Consider the following 16,570-nt stretch of genomic DNA (forward strand, 5'->3'; position numbering starts at 1 on the left):
TAAGAAGCTGCCTTTTTCATCAATTGCTGCGGGAGGGTCCAATGCTTCTGAGTACACGGGCGTTTGACACATCAATCAATCTAAAAGTGCCACAAGCCCAGTATTTCAAAGGGATTGCGGCACTTATACATCCATTTATGTGTCAAAGACGGGATGATATCATACATTTTTTGGTACTTAAAATTTCATCATCAAAATATTCGGCTTCTTCTGATACAATCTGGCCAGAACCCTTACCTGACTTCAGCAATATATGAATATCTCCACCGTAAATAATCCTTCATCGGATTTGATATCCAGCATTCCATGATATCTTTCTGCTATCCTCTCCATAGAGTACAGTCCAAATCCATGCCCGCGCTCTTCTTTACGGCTTACTATTTTTCCATCATCTGCTAATTTCAAGTCTTCTTTATAGATATTCTTTATCTGAATGCACAGACTCCCCTTAATATATTGAAAGGCAACCCATATCTCTTTCCTGCCTTCCTCTACAAACCTTGACGCCTCCAGCGCATTATCAAGGGCATTTCCCAGCAATACACACAAATCCGCGTCTTTTATAGACAGTTCCGGCAGCGGCGCTATATCCGCATTGAATATAATACCGTTTTCCACTGCGGTTTTCCATGCGTGATTTACCATGGAGTCCACCACCATATTGCCGGTCCTTGATTCCAGTCTCCCCTGCTTTTTTGTTTCCCCTATCAGTTCAAATAATACTTCCCGGGCTGCCTCCAACGTTCCATTTCCAAGCAGCTCTCCTAAATAAATCAGATGCTGCCTCATATCATGGCGCAGTTGCCGAATTTCCTTCGCCGCAGCTGCTTCCATGGCCTCTTCCTGCCTGAAAAGTTCCATCTGCTTTATATAATAATGCGTAACCATCTTCATATGAAGGTTATTGACCAACTGTGTGTAAACAGGATAAAAAGATAAATTAAGACAAATCAAGGCCACTGATGCCAACAACATCCATCCCCCAATTTCCGATTGGTTCACATACAGGGACTGCAGCAGTTGATAGAGCGTATGATACAGTATCATTCCTATAATAGGCAGGAGCATATAGACCATACCGCCGCCATATGGTTCTTTTCCAATTCCCTTCTTTTTTGCATACTGCCTGATACCCATAGCTAATAGGAACAGGAGTATCTTAGAAAGAATGGACACCATCAAAAACTCGGTTTCCACAGTTCCATTTATATACCGAAAGGCAAAATCCACCGCACCCTCTAAAAGCATCCATATTGCCAGGAAAATGGTGGGGAACACACACCGTTTCCAAAAAGGGCCGGTATAACTAAATCCTACTATAAACATAGTGGAAAATGTGAGCAACAGAGTGATATATCCCGGAAAATGCCCTGTTTCAGAGAGACACTGCCATATGAAAAATGGAAGCCACCCAGCCACGCTCCTGATTCCCACGGCTCTTTGCAGAAACGTATCCAGATATAATTTCAAAATCAGGACACTAAAGAGGGAAATTGCCACACATAAGGCCATTACACTAAAATAATACATGCTTGTCCTCTTACCTTAGCGGAAATGACATCAGCTTCAAAAGCTGCTCGTTCACTTCCTGTTTACGGCGACTACTCACCGAAAGTACCTCCCCATTACTCAGCTTGACTGTATCATAGGAAAAACGAACGATATGGCGGTAGTTCACCAGGTAAGACTTATGTATCCTTATAAATATCCCCTTTGTCTCCCCAAGAACCTTGCTGATATCATTTATTTTCCTGTATTCCATATATCGTCCGCCTTCCTCTATAATATACGTTTTTCTCAAATCGCTTGTAAAGTAAAGGATATTACGTATTAGAAGCTTGTATTCTTTTTTATTATAGCGGAATCGGTAGTATTCGTCCTGCCCTATAACTGTCTTAAGGACGCGGTAAAATGTCGATTCAAATTCATTCAAATCCAAGGGTTTAATAATGAACCCGCTGGGGGTTACCTCAAACACCTCTTTCATATAGCTGTCATATGATGTAACATATATCAGTTCCGCAACCCGATCCAATTTGCGTATCTGACGGGCTGCTTCCACTCCGTCCATCTCCGGCATTTGGATATCCAGACAGATGATATCATAGCGCTTCCCAGCCCGAACCGCTTTTACCAGGCTGCTGCCATCCTGATAAACATCAATTTCAAAATTCAACCCATAGGTCTTTTCCATGCGGCATAACGTCTCTTCTAATCCGCCGGAAAAACAGGCATCATCATCGCAAATAGCAATATCTAACATCGTGTCGCTCCTTACATTTTTCCAGCATCTTTTCTGCTCCCCGCCCCGCCCCTATACTACCTGCATTTCTTTACCTAATGGCAGATTGGCGTACTGTCGGCATGCTTCTGATACCATGTCCATACTGCCATGGATGGCAGGGATGGGCTTTGCACTGGGCCGTCACGCTTTCCCTCCATGAAATTGCTGGCTTTATTATAACAGAAAAAAGGACCTCTGGAAAGAAAACTAATGCTTTAAGAAAAAGAGATGTGCTAAATGGTAGTCGGAAAATATATACCTGCTACAGGAAATAAAGCCGAGACAATTCAAAGGGAGTTTTATGGCCAAGGAATGATATATGCAGCACCCTGAAACCTATGTAGACGAACAATTCAGAAATCAGGAGCTTGCCGTATGTGAGCAGTGCCATAAGTGGTACTGGAGTTATGAGACTGAAATTTGCCCGAACTGCCTCGGGGCGGAGAATTAAGGAGATTTAAATTAATATTTTCACCATAATAAAAATATTAGAACTAAAAAAGCTACTGAAACAGAACAAAATATAATGAGTATCTTCAAAGATTTGATTAACTTATTCAAGGATGCAAGTACTTCTTTTTTAGTTGTTTTTTTAAGTTTACTTATTAAGTAAATGTAACATGAACCCGCCAAAAATAGAATGACAAAAACAGGAATGAAATAATTATAAAAAATAAAAAGCTTTGTACTGTTATCCATATTAAGTACCTCACAATTAAGAATTATAACGAAAGTATACATCTATGTTAATGACTTTACAATCATATATTTGATAGTTTTAATTTTTGATACAGCGGAAGCATGCTTCTCACAACTCTTCAAATTTGAAACCGGAATCATAACAATAAAAATAAATATCTTCCGTAGTAAGGTGACCACTATATATTGTTATATTACCATCTTTATCAGATACATTCCAATTCCCGGGATAAGAAACCACAAATTTGTTCATTACTGTTTCCGTTACATACTTAGGTTCCGCTTTGCATGCGGTAAGAATGACTGCCATCATCATACAAAGAGTCATGTATCTCTTTTTCATTTCAAAACCTCACCTTTATAATTTTGTACTAATTGTAACAATCTGCCCCTTTATTTCCAGCACCCAGAGAATATTTGGGGAGAAAGTAAGCAGGCATAGGAACTAACCAATACCTGCCTGAATCTACTACCATTTGTTTGATAATATAAAACATTAATTTAAGTAAGAAATAACCAAACAAGCATTAAAAGTATTAAGTATATCCCCGCTATAACCATAACTATGTTGCCACCCGTTTTGCGTCGGCGCGTTACTCTTTCAAGTGTATAGCCGGGCAGTAAAGTGTTTTTATCAACTTTACTGGTTCTTAATTTCCATCCTATTCCAAAAAAAGCAATAAACGTCAATACATGACTGGCCAACTCCATTTTATCCATTTTAACACCCTCCTTGTTTGTTTTATATGATTTGTTTATAAATTTTCATTTGTGCGTTTGCCGCAAACCGTCCGTGATACCCTTCATAAGAAAAAATCAATGAATGCCTTGTTTCATTTTGTCAAACTCTTTATCTGATAATATTCTGCCGCCTGCAGTGTCTATTTCCGGGTGTTTTTCTGTAAGCATTTCAATTAAATGTTTGCCTCTCTTTTGAGAGGCCCTGGTAACAATACAGGTATTGTGGTTAGAAAAAATTGCAACATGCAGGCAGTAGCCTGATTTATTTTTTGTGTTGAATATATCAATCAGATTAACAAAATAAGCACCGATTATATCGCTCCTTTTGATGACGCAAAACTGTCCGCCTTCAAAAAAAATGTAGTCCCTTGTTATAATGCCTGGTGACATTGTTGGTCCGTTAACATCAAAGTAAATGCTGTCCTGTTGTGGAACTTGTGAGGAAAACTCCCGGATAACAGATTCGGGGTAGTCACTGGCTTCAGCAAATGTTTGCAGCCAGTCATTTGCGTCCATACCTTTCCTTTTACGGCCTAGCCGGCACAACGGTACACTAGGAATAAGAAAAACCAGACAAAGAACTCCAAAAAAATCAATGTAGGTATGTCATCACTATTACCTCTGCTCAGTGTTACGATTGAAAATCTTATCAGTCCGTAACCAATAAGCACCCCGATTGCAGCCATTACTACCCCAAATACGATTAAAGTATTTCCGCCTGATTTTCCAATCTTTCCCAGGCATTCAAGGTAACCATTTGCGTAACGCTTTTGAAAGCGCTCCGTTGTCATAGGTGTAAATCCCTTCATAAAATCCTCCTCTTAGTCAATTCTTTAAATGTTTCTTCTTTGCCATCTTCCTTCATAGTGTTTGTAATTTATAGTTTTTATCCTTAAACCCGATTTGTCGTTTCCTTAACAATACGCGCACAAACACCCGTCCTGAATTTATTCTAAGAAAGACGAGGCAGAAAATGAAAGCTGATTTTTTTGAAACCACTTTAAAACCTTCTTTTTTCTATAATATATCATATAAAGCGGCATACGCTCCCAGCATGTAATTAATAATGGGATATATGTAATTTTTGCGGGAGAAATCGCTTGTATTGAATCAGCATTTACTGTATGATAAACGTATTAATTGTGCGAGGGGGTGTTATCATGAAAAAGCGAGGCTGTATTAATATTGGATTATTATTGATACTGACGGTTTTGCTGACAGGATGCTCCAGCGGAGGGAGCAAAACTCCCGTAGTGAAACTGGACGGTTCCTATGAACTTATTCTAGGAAAAAGCAGCATAAAGGAGGTTCAGGAGGCTGGCTTCACGAACCGTTATTCTCATAAGAAAGTCATGAAAGTCATTCCGGACTCAAGCTGGGGATACTTTTACCCAATGAAGGATGATCTTAGTTTTGGCATCATGTTGGCAGGAAATAAGAGTTCTAGAGAGATTCCTCTTGAGGAGGGAGTTGTTTTTGAGCTATCCTTGGACTTTAATTCTCCAGACTATGACCTGGGAGAGGTTTTAGTTGACGGAGTGGACTACAGAGGTTATACCAAGGAACAGCTAACGGAAGCCATGGGTGAGCCCACGACAAAGATTGAAGAATATTTTATCTATGAGTCTAAGAACAGTTCCTATACCTTCATTTTTAAAGAAGGTTCAGAGACTCTGACAGGCCTAAGGGTAAAAGACGGAACTAAACAAAAATACGTGACAACACATGGTACTTTTATCACATCTTCTAATGACAGGCTTATGCCGGATTAATGAGATAGTTTACATTAAACCAATTCTTCTAATCGATTGCATTTTTTATTTGTGTTTGATAAAATATTATTACTAAATACAGGAGGGGGATGATTATGAAGAAGAATATTTTGGTTTTGAGTGCCGCTTTACTTGCTTCTGCATGGCTGACTGCATGCAATTCCGGGAATAAGCAATCTCCGGAACCACCCGCAACAACTGAGGCCAAAGAAACGGAGACAACCGCTGAAGTGAAAAAGGCAGCCGAATTTTCAACAGGCTCCTGGGATGGCTATACATTTACCAGCCCCTGGCTGAATCTTGCTTTTACTTTTCCTGAGGACTGCACGATTTCCACAGAAGACGAGATTAAGAAAGTCCTGGGAACCGGCCAGGAAATCCTGGTCAATAACGGGGTCTCCAATGAAGCTCAGTATAAAGTTGCGGAGTTTACAACCGCCTATGATTTTATGGTGTTTCTGCCGGACCAGTCCTCAAACGTTCAGATGCTGCATGAAAATGTTTCTGTTGCCGCCCGCGGAAAAAGCATGCCTGCTGAACAGTATTTGGATGCTGTGAAGGAGCAGTTAGGGGCTCTGGAAGATTATGGTTATGAGTTTAACGATTATGAAGATGTTGATATAGGCGGACAGACCTTTACAAAGCTTTCGGTTTCTGCGCTTGGAGGAGCTATGCTTCAGGATTATTACTGTATTTCCAAAGGGAAATATATTTCTTCCATAATTGCCAGCTATATGCCTGATTCGGCCGAAACAATTGAAGCTGTTATGGCAGGGGTTACGGCTGTGAAATAGGAAGCAGTGCAGGATTAAACAGTGGTGGGGCTATCATCATAATGCCGGTAGCTGCCGCGGAAACGGTTGCCGCTCTTTCCAAATGGATAGTCTCCTTGATTTGGCAATACACTTCTTCCCATTGCCGACAACCGAGATTCCATCCTCCAGCACGTTTAACTTTCATTTCAGAAGGCAGTCACCCGAATAGCTATCCCAGGGAACTGCCTTCCTTGCCATTGATGAATCATCATCATCTTACAATCATCGTTCTCTATACCCTCCCCCCTCTGCAATCAGGTATTAGTCAACAATTCTGTATATTACAGTACATTATCCTGAAGCAGAATACAGATTGGACTCTACAACTATTAATTTCCCGGGTTTTTTATTGAAATATACATATTATCATGTTAGGCTGTTAATAAAACTCGATTATACATATGGACACGGAAGTCTAAAAAGGGGAATTTACATGAAGGAGCAAAATGAATGAATTTAACGTATAAAAAAGCGAATATAGCCGATGCAACACGCTTAATAGAAATATACAATGCGGCATTTTATGATGATTACATTCGATACGGAGAATGTCCTGGGTATGGAAAAACAAAAGAAAAGATGGAACATTCTATTTCAAAATCCCCTATACATATGATTATGAAAGATGGAATTCCCGTAGGTGCTATATCCTTTGAAAATCGAAAAAACGGGGAATATTATTTAGGCTGTTTATGTGTTATTCCAGAGTTTCAAGGTGTGGGGATAGGTACAAAGGCAATTCAAGATTTTTTGATGTTTTATTCTGACTGGAAAAAAATTACATTAGTTACTCCTGCAGACAAAGCAGAAAACATATCATTCTATACAAAGCGATGTGGCTTTCATATAACCGGAAATAAGATGGACGGAAATGTAGAAGTTGCAAATCTCTGTATGGAACGATAAATCCCAGATATATGATAAACACATGGAAAATCCTAAGAAATTAAGTTTTTGAACCTATTTTTAATGAAAGGTAAAACAAGAGAAAGCAAGATATCTGCCTTGAATAACCGATATCCTGCTTTCTTTTTATTCATATAGCTCTAGCCTGGTGATAATATGACTGACATAATTATGTTTCGCCGCCTGAAACTGGAGGCAGTCCTCAGAGTCCTTCCGACCACCGCACTAACTGACGGGAGATATGATATTTGACCATAATCAGCCCGATTACTATACCCAATATCTTTATTCACGGTTTGTATTTAATACATAGATTTCTTCATAAGCAATACTTGGCAGCGTCTCACCACTTGTCACCTCTCCCGTTCGCTCTCTGTTCTCATTTACAGTATAGATTGTCCCATTATGATACTCATACCGGTACTCTCCGTCTGCCCGGTATATACGGTTAGAATCCTGAACCCTTCCGGCCTCATTCACAAGGTATAGACGGTCTCCGACCTCAAATACCTGGATATCCTCTCCATCTTCAGCCTGGACCAGCTTCCCCTGGTTATAAAGATAGCCGTTGCGCTCCCCGGTATAGCTTCCACTGTTTGTAAAGTAGAATGTGGAACGCTCACCATCCTCTTCTATCACATTGGTCTGGCGGTTGGTTTTCATTTTTCCATCAGAATCATCGGCTCCAAAGTATGCACTAATCGTAGTGCCATCGGAAAGGGTAAAGCCAATTAATCCGCTCTTCATACGTCCATACTGATCGAAGAAATAACGGTTTCCATTAATCCTGGTGGTAGCATCGGTAACTGACCCTGAATTCTCATTAAAGTATTCGGGCACTCCGTTGTTATCAAAGTAGTACCAGGCGCCGTCCCCGCCATCATACCTCTGTGCATTGCTGGGAGTTGCATTGCTGGAGGTTGCAACGCCAAAACTAAAATCCTGGTCTCCATCATCAGAATCCTCCGGATCATCTGTCAGGTATCTCCAGCCCCTAGCCATCTGTCCGCTGTTGGAATCACCAAAATATTTCAGTGTGCTGATACCTGTCGTATCACCGTCTCTGCGTTCTCCCATGGCTACCCAACCGGTTGCCATTGCCCCGTCCTCATCAAAATAATATCTGGATCCGTTAATTGTACGGGTCACATAGCTGTTATCACCATTCGCCTTTACAGCGCGGCTATTACTCTGGAAATAGAACCAGGTTCCTCCATCGCCTGCCTGCGCAACTGTTCCGTCCTCCTGCCCATTGTTCTCGTCAAAATCCAGACACAGCCAGCCTGTCTTTGCGGCGCCGTCATTTTCATCTCCTAAGTAATATAAATTATCTTCATCATTTAACCAGCCATACTGCATCGTGCCGTCTGAATCAAAATGATAACGCTGATTGTTAATCGTCCTCCAGCCGTCTGTTGCCGCGCGGCCATTGGATTCCATATAGTACCAGCCGCCATCAGAGGAAGGGGCGTCCTCGGTTCCTTCTTCCACCTGAACCCAGCGGTTTGTCACACGCACCCCATTGATATCCACATAATAGGAATCATCGACCCACTGGTCGGTTGCCATGACTCCATCAGAATCCAGGTAATAATAATCACCTCCTGACTGCCTCCAGCTGTCTGTTACGCGGTTTCCGCTGTTATCCGTAAAAATCCAGGTTCCTTCCTCCTGCTGCCACGCTGCCATGGAAGTAAAGGCTGCTCCTGCTGATAAGACTACTGCCGAACCAAGGATTACCGCGGCTTTTGTTTTTTTCTTCATAATTGGTCAACTCCTTCATATTTGTTATTTGGAACAATACTATCTTAAAATATGAAAATAACACGAGGCTAACATGGAACTAAACTTTTTCTAAACGCTGCTTTCAAATTTCTTACAGAATTGTTCCGACATGAATAAGATAGTACGGCTCCCGCAGCCGCATTCCCGAAGCTTTGCCTCGTCCCCTCCCTATCTACCATTTCCTATTTCTCCACGCTGCAGGCTAACATTCAATACCAGGCCAAGCCCTAAATATAAGCTCACCAAAGAGGTAAGTCCATAGCTGACAAAGGGCAGTGTGAGCCCAGTGTTCGGCATCAACCCGGTCACAACGCTGAGATTAACAAAAGACTGTCCGGCAATCAGAGCCGCCATTCCGAAACAGATTAGCCGGCCGGCCATATTGTCTGTGCGGTTCCCGGTTCTGATACATTCAAAAATAATCAGACCAAGCAGCAAGATAATCACCAGACACCCTGCAAAGCCCAGCTCCTCGCCTGCTACTGCCATGATGAAATCGGTATGGGGTTCCGGCAGAAAATTTCCTTCTTTTACGGAAAGGGGGCTGTCATTGCCAAGCCCTTTCCCAAACAGCCCTCCGGATCCCACTGCAATAATCGAGTATCTCTGCTGGTAGGATTCCTGGGCCCATTCCCCCGGCGCCAGCCATGACATAATCCTGCGGTACTGATATGCATTCAGTATCCTCTGCTCTGGCCGTGTAACCAAAAAAAGAAACAATCCGCCCGAGGGAACGCCGATTGCAAGCGCCCGTGTTATTATGCGGGAACCAAGTCCTGCCATATACAGCATACAGACCGCCACCCAGCCCACGATGATGGTGGTGGACAAGTCCGGCTGTTCTAATATCAATGCCATTGGCAGACTAAGGGCCGACAATGCGCACAGAATAAAGACCGGCTGATTCATCTTATTTTGATTCTGTTCCAACAGCCATGCCCAAAAAACAATTAAAAGGATTTTTGTTAATTCTGATGGCTGGAACCGCAACGGGCCAATTTCAATCCAGCGGGCAGCTCCGCCAGATATGGCGCCGGTAAGTGTCACACTTAAAAGAAGCACCAGACTCGTTCCGTAAATGGCCCAGATATACCTTTCTGTCAAATGGTAATCTAAAAATGAACAGGAAAGCATAACCACAATTCCCAGTGCAATACCGGCAATCTGGCGCCGCTGATAAGCTGGATTCACGCTTCCTATTAAAAGTACTCCGATAACAGAGAGGATGACTGTACCTATAATAAGTAGAAAATCGTATTTTTTTAATTCATAGTCTGTTCTGATTTTAATCATCCGGCTCTCCGCCCCTTTCTTAATCTGTAAAGCTGTTTCCTCTGTTTCCGGGTATCTCTGCCTGTCCAGTCAGAAGTTTCTCACTGTCCTCTACACCAAAATAATATTTAAATATGTCGGAGGTTACTTCTACCGCGTTTGACGAGGAATAGCCATAGGCAATTCTTGTGGCTACTGCAATTTGCGGCTGCTCATATGGCGCATATCCAATGAACAGCGCATGATTGGGGCGCAGCCGGTTCTGCTGTGCCGTTCCGGTCTTTCCTGCGACGGAAAAAGGCAGCTCCTTTAAAACACGGTTGCTCTCTGCCATCATCCTCATACCTTCTCCGATAATATCCCAGGCAGAGGGAAGGATTTCCTCCAGCCTGCGCCCTTCCGGCTCCTCCGTCTGCACTGTTTCACCATTACTTCCTGTCTGAATATGGTCAATCAACGACAAGCGGTGAAGATTCCCCTTATCCGCCAGGGCCGCCGTATAGCGGGCCAGCTGCGTTGTGGTGTAGTTGTGGTTACTCTGTCCGATTGCTGCCATGACAGGAAATCCGTCTGCCATCTGGGGCGCACTTTCTGTAATCTCAATTCCAGTATTCTCGTTAAAGCCGAACATTTCTGTGTATATGCGGAGCGTGCTAATTCCCTTGTTTTCCTGGTATATATTATCCTCCAGACTCATTTGATAGCCCAGGGTATAGAAGAAATAATTACAGGAATCACGGATTGCCTCCATCACATGAATAGACCCATGAGTCCCTCCGGCCGCATAAATCCAGCACCGTGGACTGGGTGTGATGAGTTCAAAGAGACCCATATCTTCAATTTCCGTCTCACTGTCAATGAGATGCTCTGACAGCCCTGCAGACACAGTTACAGGCTTGAACGTTGAACCCGGAGCCGTCCTCTGCTGGGTTGCGTTATTGTACAACGGCAGGGAGGCATCATTTAACAATCGGTTGTAATACGCACCGTCAACGGAATTGGCCAGCCGGTTATTATCATATCCGGGATAGGTTACCAGAGCCAGCACCTTCCCTGTGTCCGGTTCCACCACTACGCTGGAAGCCGTGGACGGATCCAGTGCCAGCTCAGCCGGTGTGATTTCCAGGTTACGGATTTTCTCCCGTATAAAACGGTAGGCAGATAAACTGCCGTTGCTGAGATCTTCATAGTCACTTCCCGTATCCTCTACTACGCCCTGTTCCAGCAGTATTCTTCCAATCTGTTCACCTGTAACCACGCCCTGCTGCAGCATTACCCGGTAGAGAAGCGTATGAAAGCCGGTGTCCTCCCGGAGACGGGCTGTAATCCAGTTTTCCAATGCCCCGAGGTTTTCTTCCATTACGGTATAGGCGCCTCCCCGCAGCAGTCCGGCTGTGTCAATCCAGCCTTCCCCGATTCCTCCCTGCAGAAATTCCTCCAAGCTGATTCCTCCGTCCTGCCACTGCCAGTATAGTTCACTGTTATGGTCTGCTTTCTCTCTGTGGTAGTGCCCGTCCTGCTCCATCATCTCCAGGATATAGTTTATGTATGCCTGCGTCCCTTCCTCTAATTCCTGATATGGCTGCCTCACGGCTGTCTGCAGCCCGGTCATGACCTGACTAAGATATGCTCCGAACAGGCGTGATACTTCCTGCTCCGCCGCCCCTGATTCCGGTGCGGAGAATTGTCCTGTATCGATAACATGGTTGTCAATCAGGGCAAAGTAGACATCTGTTATGGGGATGCTTAAATCTCCGCTTCGTTCTGATGGTTCCTGGGTGATATTAGCAAGAAGAATTCCGGCGAGTTTCTGTTCCAGCAAATCATAAATGGCTTTCTGCAAGTCCGCGTCTATGGACAAATAGACATTGTTGCCGGTGGAAGCCTCCACCGTATTGAGTACCTCGGTCACCCGCCCCACATTGTCCACATAAAACTGTTCCCCGCCGTTTCTGCCATGAAGTTCCTGTTCCATGGACTGTTCAATCCCGGTTTTTCCTACAATATCATTCCGGTCATAGCGGATTCCCTGTGCCTCAAACTGTGCCAGTTCTTCCTCCGATACAGGACCGGTATACCCCAGGATATGGGCAAAATATTTGCTGTCTGAATACCTTCTTACCATGGTCTGCGAGACATCAACCCCAGGCAGCCGTGCCTGATTCTCCAGAACTGCAACCATGGTTTTCTCACTTACATTTTCAGCGAGGTCTGTTTTTATGTATCTCCGGTACTGGTTGCTTCCCATTGCATAGCGTACAGAAGCAATCTGAAACGCCTCCTCCTGTGAGTAACCGGTTTGAAGCCCATACATCGCATCGGAATACAGATAGTTCATGACCTGTTCTGCCGTAGCGGTTCGCTCATCATAACCAAGCCTTGCATTATATGCAAGCTCACTGACCTGTCCATGTCCGTATACATCTGCCAGGAAACGAAGCAGTATGGTTTCCTCAACGGTATACTCATACTCTCCGGAATCATTGATACAGATTGAGAGGTAGGGAAGGATAAAATCCCCGTTTCTCTCTATCAGTCCGATTGTTTCACTGATAATCCGGTTCAGTGTCTCATTCCGGCTCCTTCTGTTATCATAGGTTCCATTATCTTCAATTGTTATGGTATAGGTCAGTTCATTGTACGCCAGTTCTTTACCATTCCGGTCGTAGATGATACCCCTGCTTCCCGGATAAACCTCTTCCCTTTTCACCTGGGACTGAAACGTCTCCCGGTATTTCTCACCGTCCAAGACCTGCAGAGTGAAAAAACGCCTGATTAGAACAGAAAACATAACCAGGAGAATTGCACTGAAAGTATAAACTCTTTTTTTATAAAAATATCTGCCTGACTGTTTCATAGAACAAGCAACCTCCGTTACTATAATCGGGAATTTGTTTTAAAGAATCTGGGACCCAAGAATCAAAAATCTCCCGTAATGGTTCCAAATCGGATCTGACAAGTATGGAAACAGTATAGACACACGATATAACATACGGATAATAAAATAATAAACATTATCTAAACTTTCTATTTCACTTGTGTTTTCAATTTGAGAGGTACGAAGGATATCTCCATTTGTTAACCGTAACAGCATGATAGGCATAATTCGTTTCATCAGGCGCATCAGAAAAACAGATTAACCACCAGGCCAAATACAGTTGACATGAGAATGGAAAAAGACAGATACAGGATGAAATTTTTTACCCCTAACACAATCTTGACAGCTCCCAGATTCGTAAGCTTTGTCGCCGGGCCAGCTATCATAAAAGCAATTGCGCTTCCTTTGCTCATCCCTTCTCCCAGCCAGGCGGATATCAGAGGGATTGTCCCACCCCCGCAGGTGTAAAGCGGAACCCCCAGAGCAGCCGCCATCAAGGCTCCCAGACCGCGGTTTGAACCAAACAAACCAGTTATCCACTGTGATGGTATGTACCTCTGATAGAGCGCTGTCAACAGGACACCCAACAGCAAATAAGGGAACGTTACTTTCACGTTGCGCCAGATGTTTTTTAACAGACGAAAAACAATGTTGGAATCGCGGTCCCGGTTTTCCGGAAGCTTAAATTCATCAAACTCATAAAATTTCCGCTTGCGGAAAAATAGATATACAAGTATTCCCGCAATACAGCCTCCCACGAACGAGAGAATCAGGCGAAGCACCGCTATCTCCGTGCCAAGGGCAAAGGAATAGAAAAATAGTTGTGGATTTAAGAGAATGGAGCTCATCATAAAAGCAGCAATCCAATCCTCACGCATGCCGCTTTTTGAAAATGAAGCAACGATGGGTATAGTCCCATACATGCAGAGGGGGGAAAGAATACCCAGGGCCGATGCCGGCAGAATGCCCCATAGCCCTATTGTTTTATCCCGGAGCGCGGCCATACGGCTGTGAATCTGTTTTTTTAGAAAAACAGAAACAACCGAGCCAATAAAAATACCCAGGGCCCAATAAAAGACAATCTGGCGGAATTGGATATCAAAGTAATACCAGAGATAAATCAACTCACGCCTAATAGATTCAGCCATGTCATTCCCTCCATGCTTTCAGCGTATTGTGTGTCTTATTCTTTTCTTGATATTTCCTTTTACTTTTGTCCCGGCAAAAACGGGACGGACGGACAAATAAAGTCCCTCTAAGTTTGTAATGGCAGTTTAGCAGTGCAGCAAAGCCACACTGCTAAATAGTGTTCCGGGAATATTAGATAATTTAAAAGCTTTCAACCACAAATGCCTCATATGCTTTCACACCCTTTTTCAGCCGTTCCAGCCCATCTGCAAGCCGCGAGTTTGGACAGGCGATATTCATGCGCAGAAACTGGTTTCCGTTACCACCATATTCAGAGCCGGCCGACAGATAGAGTCCTGTTTCGTGGCGCAGATAACGGCAGAGTTCCGATGAACCTCCAATCACCCGGCTGCAGTCCAGCCAGAGTAAGTAGGTGGCGTGGGAGGGGACAAGGGCTATATGCTCTATTTCTTTGTCCAGAAACTCCCTGACCGTCCGGCGGTTTTCCGCCAGATAAGCTCGCAGATCGTCCAGCCATTCCTCTCCCTGTGTAAAGGCCGCAATCGCCGCATCAATCGCAAAGGCGTTTGGCTCAGCCACTTCATCCGTATTTAATGCCCTGTTTATTTTATGTCTCAAGTCGGTATTGGGCACCACCACCGCTGCTGTTTGCAGTCCGGCCAGATTGAATGCCTTTGTAGGGGCGATACAGGTAATACTGTTTTGAGCACATTCCTCTGAAACTGAAGCAAAAGGGATATAATCGTACCCGGGTTCTGTTAGGTCGCAGTGGATTTCATCGGATATTACCCGTACATGGTTCCTGGCACACAGTTCTCCAATTCGTCCCAGATTTTCCTTACTCCAGATGCAGCCGGCAGGATTCTGGGGATTGCAAAGTATCATCAGGGTTGTCTGGGGATTCGCCAGCTTCTTTTCTAAGTCCTCCCAGTCAATCCTGTAATCCGTTCCGTCATAGGAAAGCTTGTTTTCAATTACATTGCGTCCGTTGTTTCGGATGCAATTGAAAAAGATATTATAAACCGGCGTCTGAACCAATACATTCTCACCAACGGAAGTCAGCTTACGGACAGCGCTGGATATGGCTGGTACAACGCCGGTACAAAATACAATCCATTCTTTTTCCATCCGAAACCCATGGCGGCGCTCCCACCAGCCGGCCACCGCCTCCCGCCAGGCGTCCGGCACAACGGTATAACCAAAAATCCCATGCTCCACCCGTTTTCTCAGGGCTTCCCGGATTCCCGGCGCCGTCTCAAAATCCATATCCGCCACCCACATGGGCAGTTCCTGTTCCGGGATATCCCACTTCAAGGAATTCGTTCCCCGCCGGTTGGTCGGCGCATCGAAATGGTATGCCATTTTATACTGCCTCCTTTAACGCCGGATTTAATACTGCCGTCCGGATAACCGTTTTTGTCACATCAACTTTGGATGCGTCCATAATCAGTTCTTTGATATCCTCAGCCTGGATTTTGCCTCCGGAGGGATTACACACGCTGTCAATGGTATTTACAACGTCCGCATCTACCGTGGAATACTCAAAGGCCAATGTGGTGTTTAACAGCCTGCAGTTCTTCATTATCAGGTTCTCAATATAGCACATGCCCTGGTTGCTTTCAATGGTACAATTAATGAGGGTAAGGTTCTTTGCGTTCCAGCCCAGGTATTCACCGGAAATGAAGGAATCATATATGGTCACGTTCTCACTGTTCCAGAAGGCGTCCTTGGAAAGCAGCCTTGCATGATGGATTTCCATATTCTTCACACCATCGAAGGAGTAATTGCCCACCAGCTCAAAGCCGTCAATGTATAGGTTGCTGCTGTTCATGGCAAAGTAATCACCCTTTGCCGACACCTGTCTCATTTTAATCTGATTGCAGTTCCAGAGGGTTTCTCCTGCGTTCGGCATGGTTACCTGTTCTAAATCAATCCCGGTTGTACGGCGGAAATTCTTTGGGGCTTCAATAATACAGTTTTTCATTGAGATATGTTCCGTATACCAGATTCCCGCACGCCCCATCTCAAAAAGGACACAATCCTCCAGTTTGATATCGCGGCTGTACCACAGCGGATATTTCCACTTAAACATACTGCGGTACAGCTCAATGTTGCTGCTCTCTTTTAAAGGAGACTCCCCGTCTGCAAAGGTGGTATCGGTAATCTTTAAATTTTCTCCCTGGAACAAAGCCCTCTCCCCGGTTAAATACTCCTGTGTAATCTCTCTCATAATTTACTATTTCCTTTCTGATGTGGCTGCCGCGGATTC

The 16,570-nt window shown here is 44.0% G+C and carries 15 protein-coding genes; 3 read left to right on the forward strand and 12 right to left on the reverse strand.

Going from position 1 to position 16,570, the window contains the following annotated elements; genetic code table 11:
- Window positions 1-243: 243 nt before the first annotated feature.
- From FGS84_RS07450 to FGS84_RS07475, 6 genes are all read right to left on the reverse strand, one after another.
- Complete coding sequence (locus FGS84_RS07450; RefSeq protein ID WP_171042559.1) at window positions 244-1,326, reverse strand: ATP-binding protein; 1,083 nt, start codon at window positions 1,324-1,326, stop codon at window positions 244-246.
- A gap of 214 nt (window positions 1,327-1,540) precedes the next feature.
- Entirely contained in the window at window positions 1,541-2,263 is a 723-nt protein-coding gene (locus tag FGS84_RS07455; RefSeq protein ID WP_138307169.1) for a LytTR family DNA-binding domain-containing protein, read from the reverse strand.
- Window positions 2,264-3,092: 829 nt separating this feature from the next.
- Entirely contained in the window at window positions 3,093-3,326 is a 234-nt protein-coding gene (locus tag FGS84_RS07460) for a hypothetical protein (protein WP_138307171.1), read from the reverse strand.
- Window positions 3,327-3,484: 158 nt separating this feature from the next.
- Complete coding sequence (locus FGS84_RS07465; RefSeq protein ID WP_138307173.1) at window positions 3,485-3,703, reverse strand: hypothetical protein; 219 nt, start codon at window positions 3,701-3,703, stop codon at window positions 3,485-3,487.
- A 96-nt stretch (window positions 3,704-3,799) separates the two neighbouring features.
- Complete coding sequence (locus FGS84_RS07470) at window positions 3,800-4,240, reverse strand: hypothetical protein (protein ID WP_138307175.1); 441 nt, start codon at window positions 4,238-4,240, stop codon at window positions 3,800-3,802.
- A gap of 17 nt (window positions 4,241-4,257) precedes the next feature.
- Window positions 4,258-4,533: a hypothetical protein gene (locus FGS84_RS07475; RefSeq protein WP_138307177.1), complete on the reverse strand. Its 276-nt coding sequence runs from the start codon at window positions 4,531-4,533 to the stop codon at window positions 4,258-4,260.
- 351 nt (window positions 4,534-4,884) lie between these two features.
- On the opposite strand from FGS84_RS07475, the gene FGS84_RS07480 reads away from it, so the two are divergent.
- The 3 genes from FGS84_RS07480 to FGS84_RS07490 all read left to right on the forward strand — a co-directional run bounded on the left by FGS84_RS07480 (window position 4,885) and on the right by FGS84_RS07490 (window position 7,217).
- Window positions 4,885-5,496: a hypothetical protein gene (locus FGS84_RS07480; RefSeq protein WP_138307178.1), complete on the forward strand. Its 612-nt coding sequence runs from the start codon at window positions 4,885-4,887 to the stop codon at window positions 5,494-5,496.
- 95 nt (window positions 5,497-5,591) lie between these two features.
- Complete coding sequence (locus FGS84_RS07485; RefSeq protein WP_138307180.1) at window positions 5,592-6,290, forward strand: hypothetical protein; 699 nt, start codon at window positions 5,592-5,594, stop codon at window positions 6,288-6,290.
- A gap of 471 nt (window positions 6,291-6,761) precedes the next feature.
- A complete protein-coding gene (locus tag FGS84_RS07490; RefSeq protein ID WP_138307182.1) occupies window positions 6,762-7,217 on the forward strand; it encodes a GNAT family N-acetyltransferase in 456 nt (151 codons plus the stop codon).
- A gap of 285 nt (window positions 7,218-7,502) precedes the next feature.
- Here the strand turns inward: FGS84_RS07490 and FGS84_RS07495 are convergent, their stop codons facing one another.
- The 6 genes from FGS84_RS07495 to FGS84_RS07520 form a co-directional block, all read right to left on the reverse strand.
- Window positions 7,503-8,981: a hypothetical protein gene (locus tag FGS84_RS07495; RefSeq protein ID WP_138307184.1), complete on the reverse strand. Its 1,479-nt coding sequence runs from the start codon at window positions 8,979-8,981 to the stop codon at window positions 7,503-7,505.
- 189 nt (window positions 8,982-9,170) lie between these two features.
- Window positions 9,171-10,295: an FtsW/RodA/SpoVE family cell cycle protein gene (locus FGS84_RS07500; protein ID WP_138307186.1), complete on the reverse strand. Its 1,125-nt coding sequence runs from the start codon at window positions 10,293-10,295 to the stop codon at window positions 9,171-9,173.
- A gap of 19 nt (window positions 10,296-10,314) precedes the next feature.
- A complete protein-coding gene (locus FGS84_RS07505; protein WP_171042560.1) occupies window positions 10,315-12,984 on the reverse strand; it encodes a penicillin-binding transpeptidase domain-containing protein in 2,670 nt (889 codons plus the stop codon).
- Window positions 12,985-13,397: 413 nt separating this feature from the next.
- Entirely contained in the window at window positions 13,398-14,300 is a 903-nt protein-coding gene (locus FGS84_RS07510; protein ID WP_138307190.1) for a permease, read from the reverse strand.
- Window positions 14,301-14,481: 181 nt separating this feature from the next.
- A complete protein-coding gene (locus tag FGS84_RS07515; protein ID WP_138307192.1) occupies window positions 14,482-15,663 on the reverse strand; it encodes a MalY/PatB family protein in 1,182 nt (393 codons plus the stop codon).
- A 1-nt stretch (window position 15,664) separates the two neighbouring features.
- Window positions 15,665-16,531 carry a DUF3737 family protein gene (locus tag FGS84_RS07520; RefSeq protein ID WP_138307194.1) on the reverse strand — a complete coding sequence of 289 codons (867 nt, stop codon included), beginning with the start codon at window positions 16,529-16,531 and terminating at the stop codon, window positions 15,665-15,667.
- Between the last annotated feature and the right edge of the window lie 39 nt (window positions 16,532-16,570).

This window comes from Clostridium sp. 1001271st1 H5 (assembly GCF_005845215.1).
GTDB lineage: Bacteria > Bacillota > Clostridia > Lachnospirales > Lachnospiraceae > Enterocloster.

What these genes read in the sequence shown, in the direction of transcription:
- FGS84_RS07450 (WP_171042559.1), bottom strand. Translation starts at nt 1,326, where the DNA reads ATGTTTATAGTAGGATTTAGTTATACCGGCCCTTTTTGGAAACGGTGT.
- FGS84_RS07455 (WP_138307169.1), bottom strand. Translation starts at nt 2,263, where the DNA reads ATGTTAGATATTGCTATTTGCGATGATGATGCCTGTTTTTCCGGCGGA.
- FGS84_RS07460 (WP_138307171.1), bottom strand. Translation starts at nt 3,326, where the DNA reads ATGAAAAAGAGATACATGACTCTTTGTATGATGATGGCAGTCATTCTT.
- FGS84_RS07465 (WP_138307173.1), bottom strand. Translation starts at nt 3,703, where the DNA reads ATGGATAAAATGGAGTTGGCCAGTCATGTATTGACGTTTATTGCTTTT.
- FGS84_RS07470 (WP_138307175.1), bottom strand. Translation starts at nt 4,240, where the DNA reads ATGGACGCAAATGACTGGCTGCAAACATTTGCTGAAGCCAGTGACTAC.
- FGS84_RS07475 (WP_138307177.1), bottom strand. Translation starts at nt 4,533, where the DNA reads ATGAAGGGATTTACACCTATGACAACGGAGCGCTTTCAAAAGCGTTAC.
- FGS84_RS07480 (WP_138307178.1), top strand. Translation starts at nt 4,885, where the DNA reads ATGAAAAAGCGAGGCTGTATTAATATTGGATTATTATTGATACTGACG.
- FGS84_RS07485 (WP_138307180.1), top strand. Translation starts at nt 5,592, where the DNA reads ATGAAGAAGAATATTTTGGTTTTGAGTGCCGCTTTACTTGCTTCTGCA.
- FGS84_RS07490 (WP_138307182.1), top strand. Translation starts at nt 6,762, where the DNA reads ATGAATTTAACGTATAAAAAAGCGAATATAGCCGATGCAACACGCTTA.
- FGS84_RS07495 (WP_138307184.1), bottom strand. Translation starts at nt 8,981, where the DNA reads ATGAAGAAAAAAACAAAAGCCGCGGTAATCCTTGGTTCGGCAGTAGTC.
- FGS84_RS07500 (WP_138307186.1), bottom strand. Translation starts at nt 10,295, where the DNA reads ATGATTAAAATCAGAACAGACTATGAATTAAAAAAATACGATTTTCTA.
- FGS84_RS07510 (WP_138307190.1), bottom strand. Translation starts at nt 14,300, where the DNA reads ATGGCTGAATCTATTAGGCGTGAGTTGATTTATCTCTGGTATTACTTT.
- FGS84_RS07515 (WP_138307192.1), bottom strand. Translation starts at nt 15,663, where the DNA reads ATGGCATACCATTTCGATGCGCCGACCAACCGGCGGGGAACGAATTCC.
- FGS84_RS07520 (WP_138307194.1), bottom strand. Translation starts at nt 16,531, where the DNA reads ATGAGAGAGATTACACAGGAGTATTTAACCGGGGAGAGGGCTTTGTTC.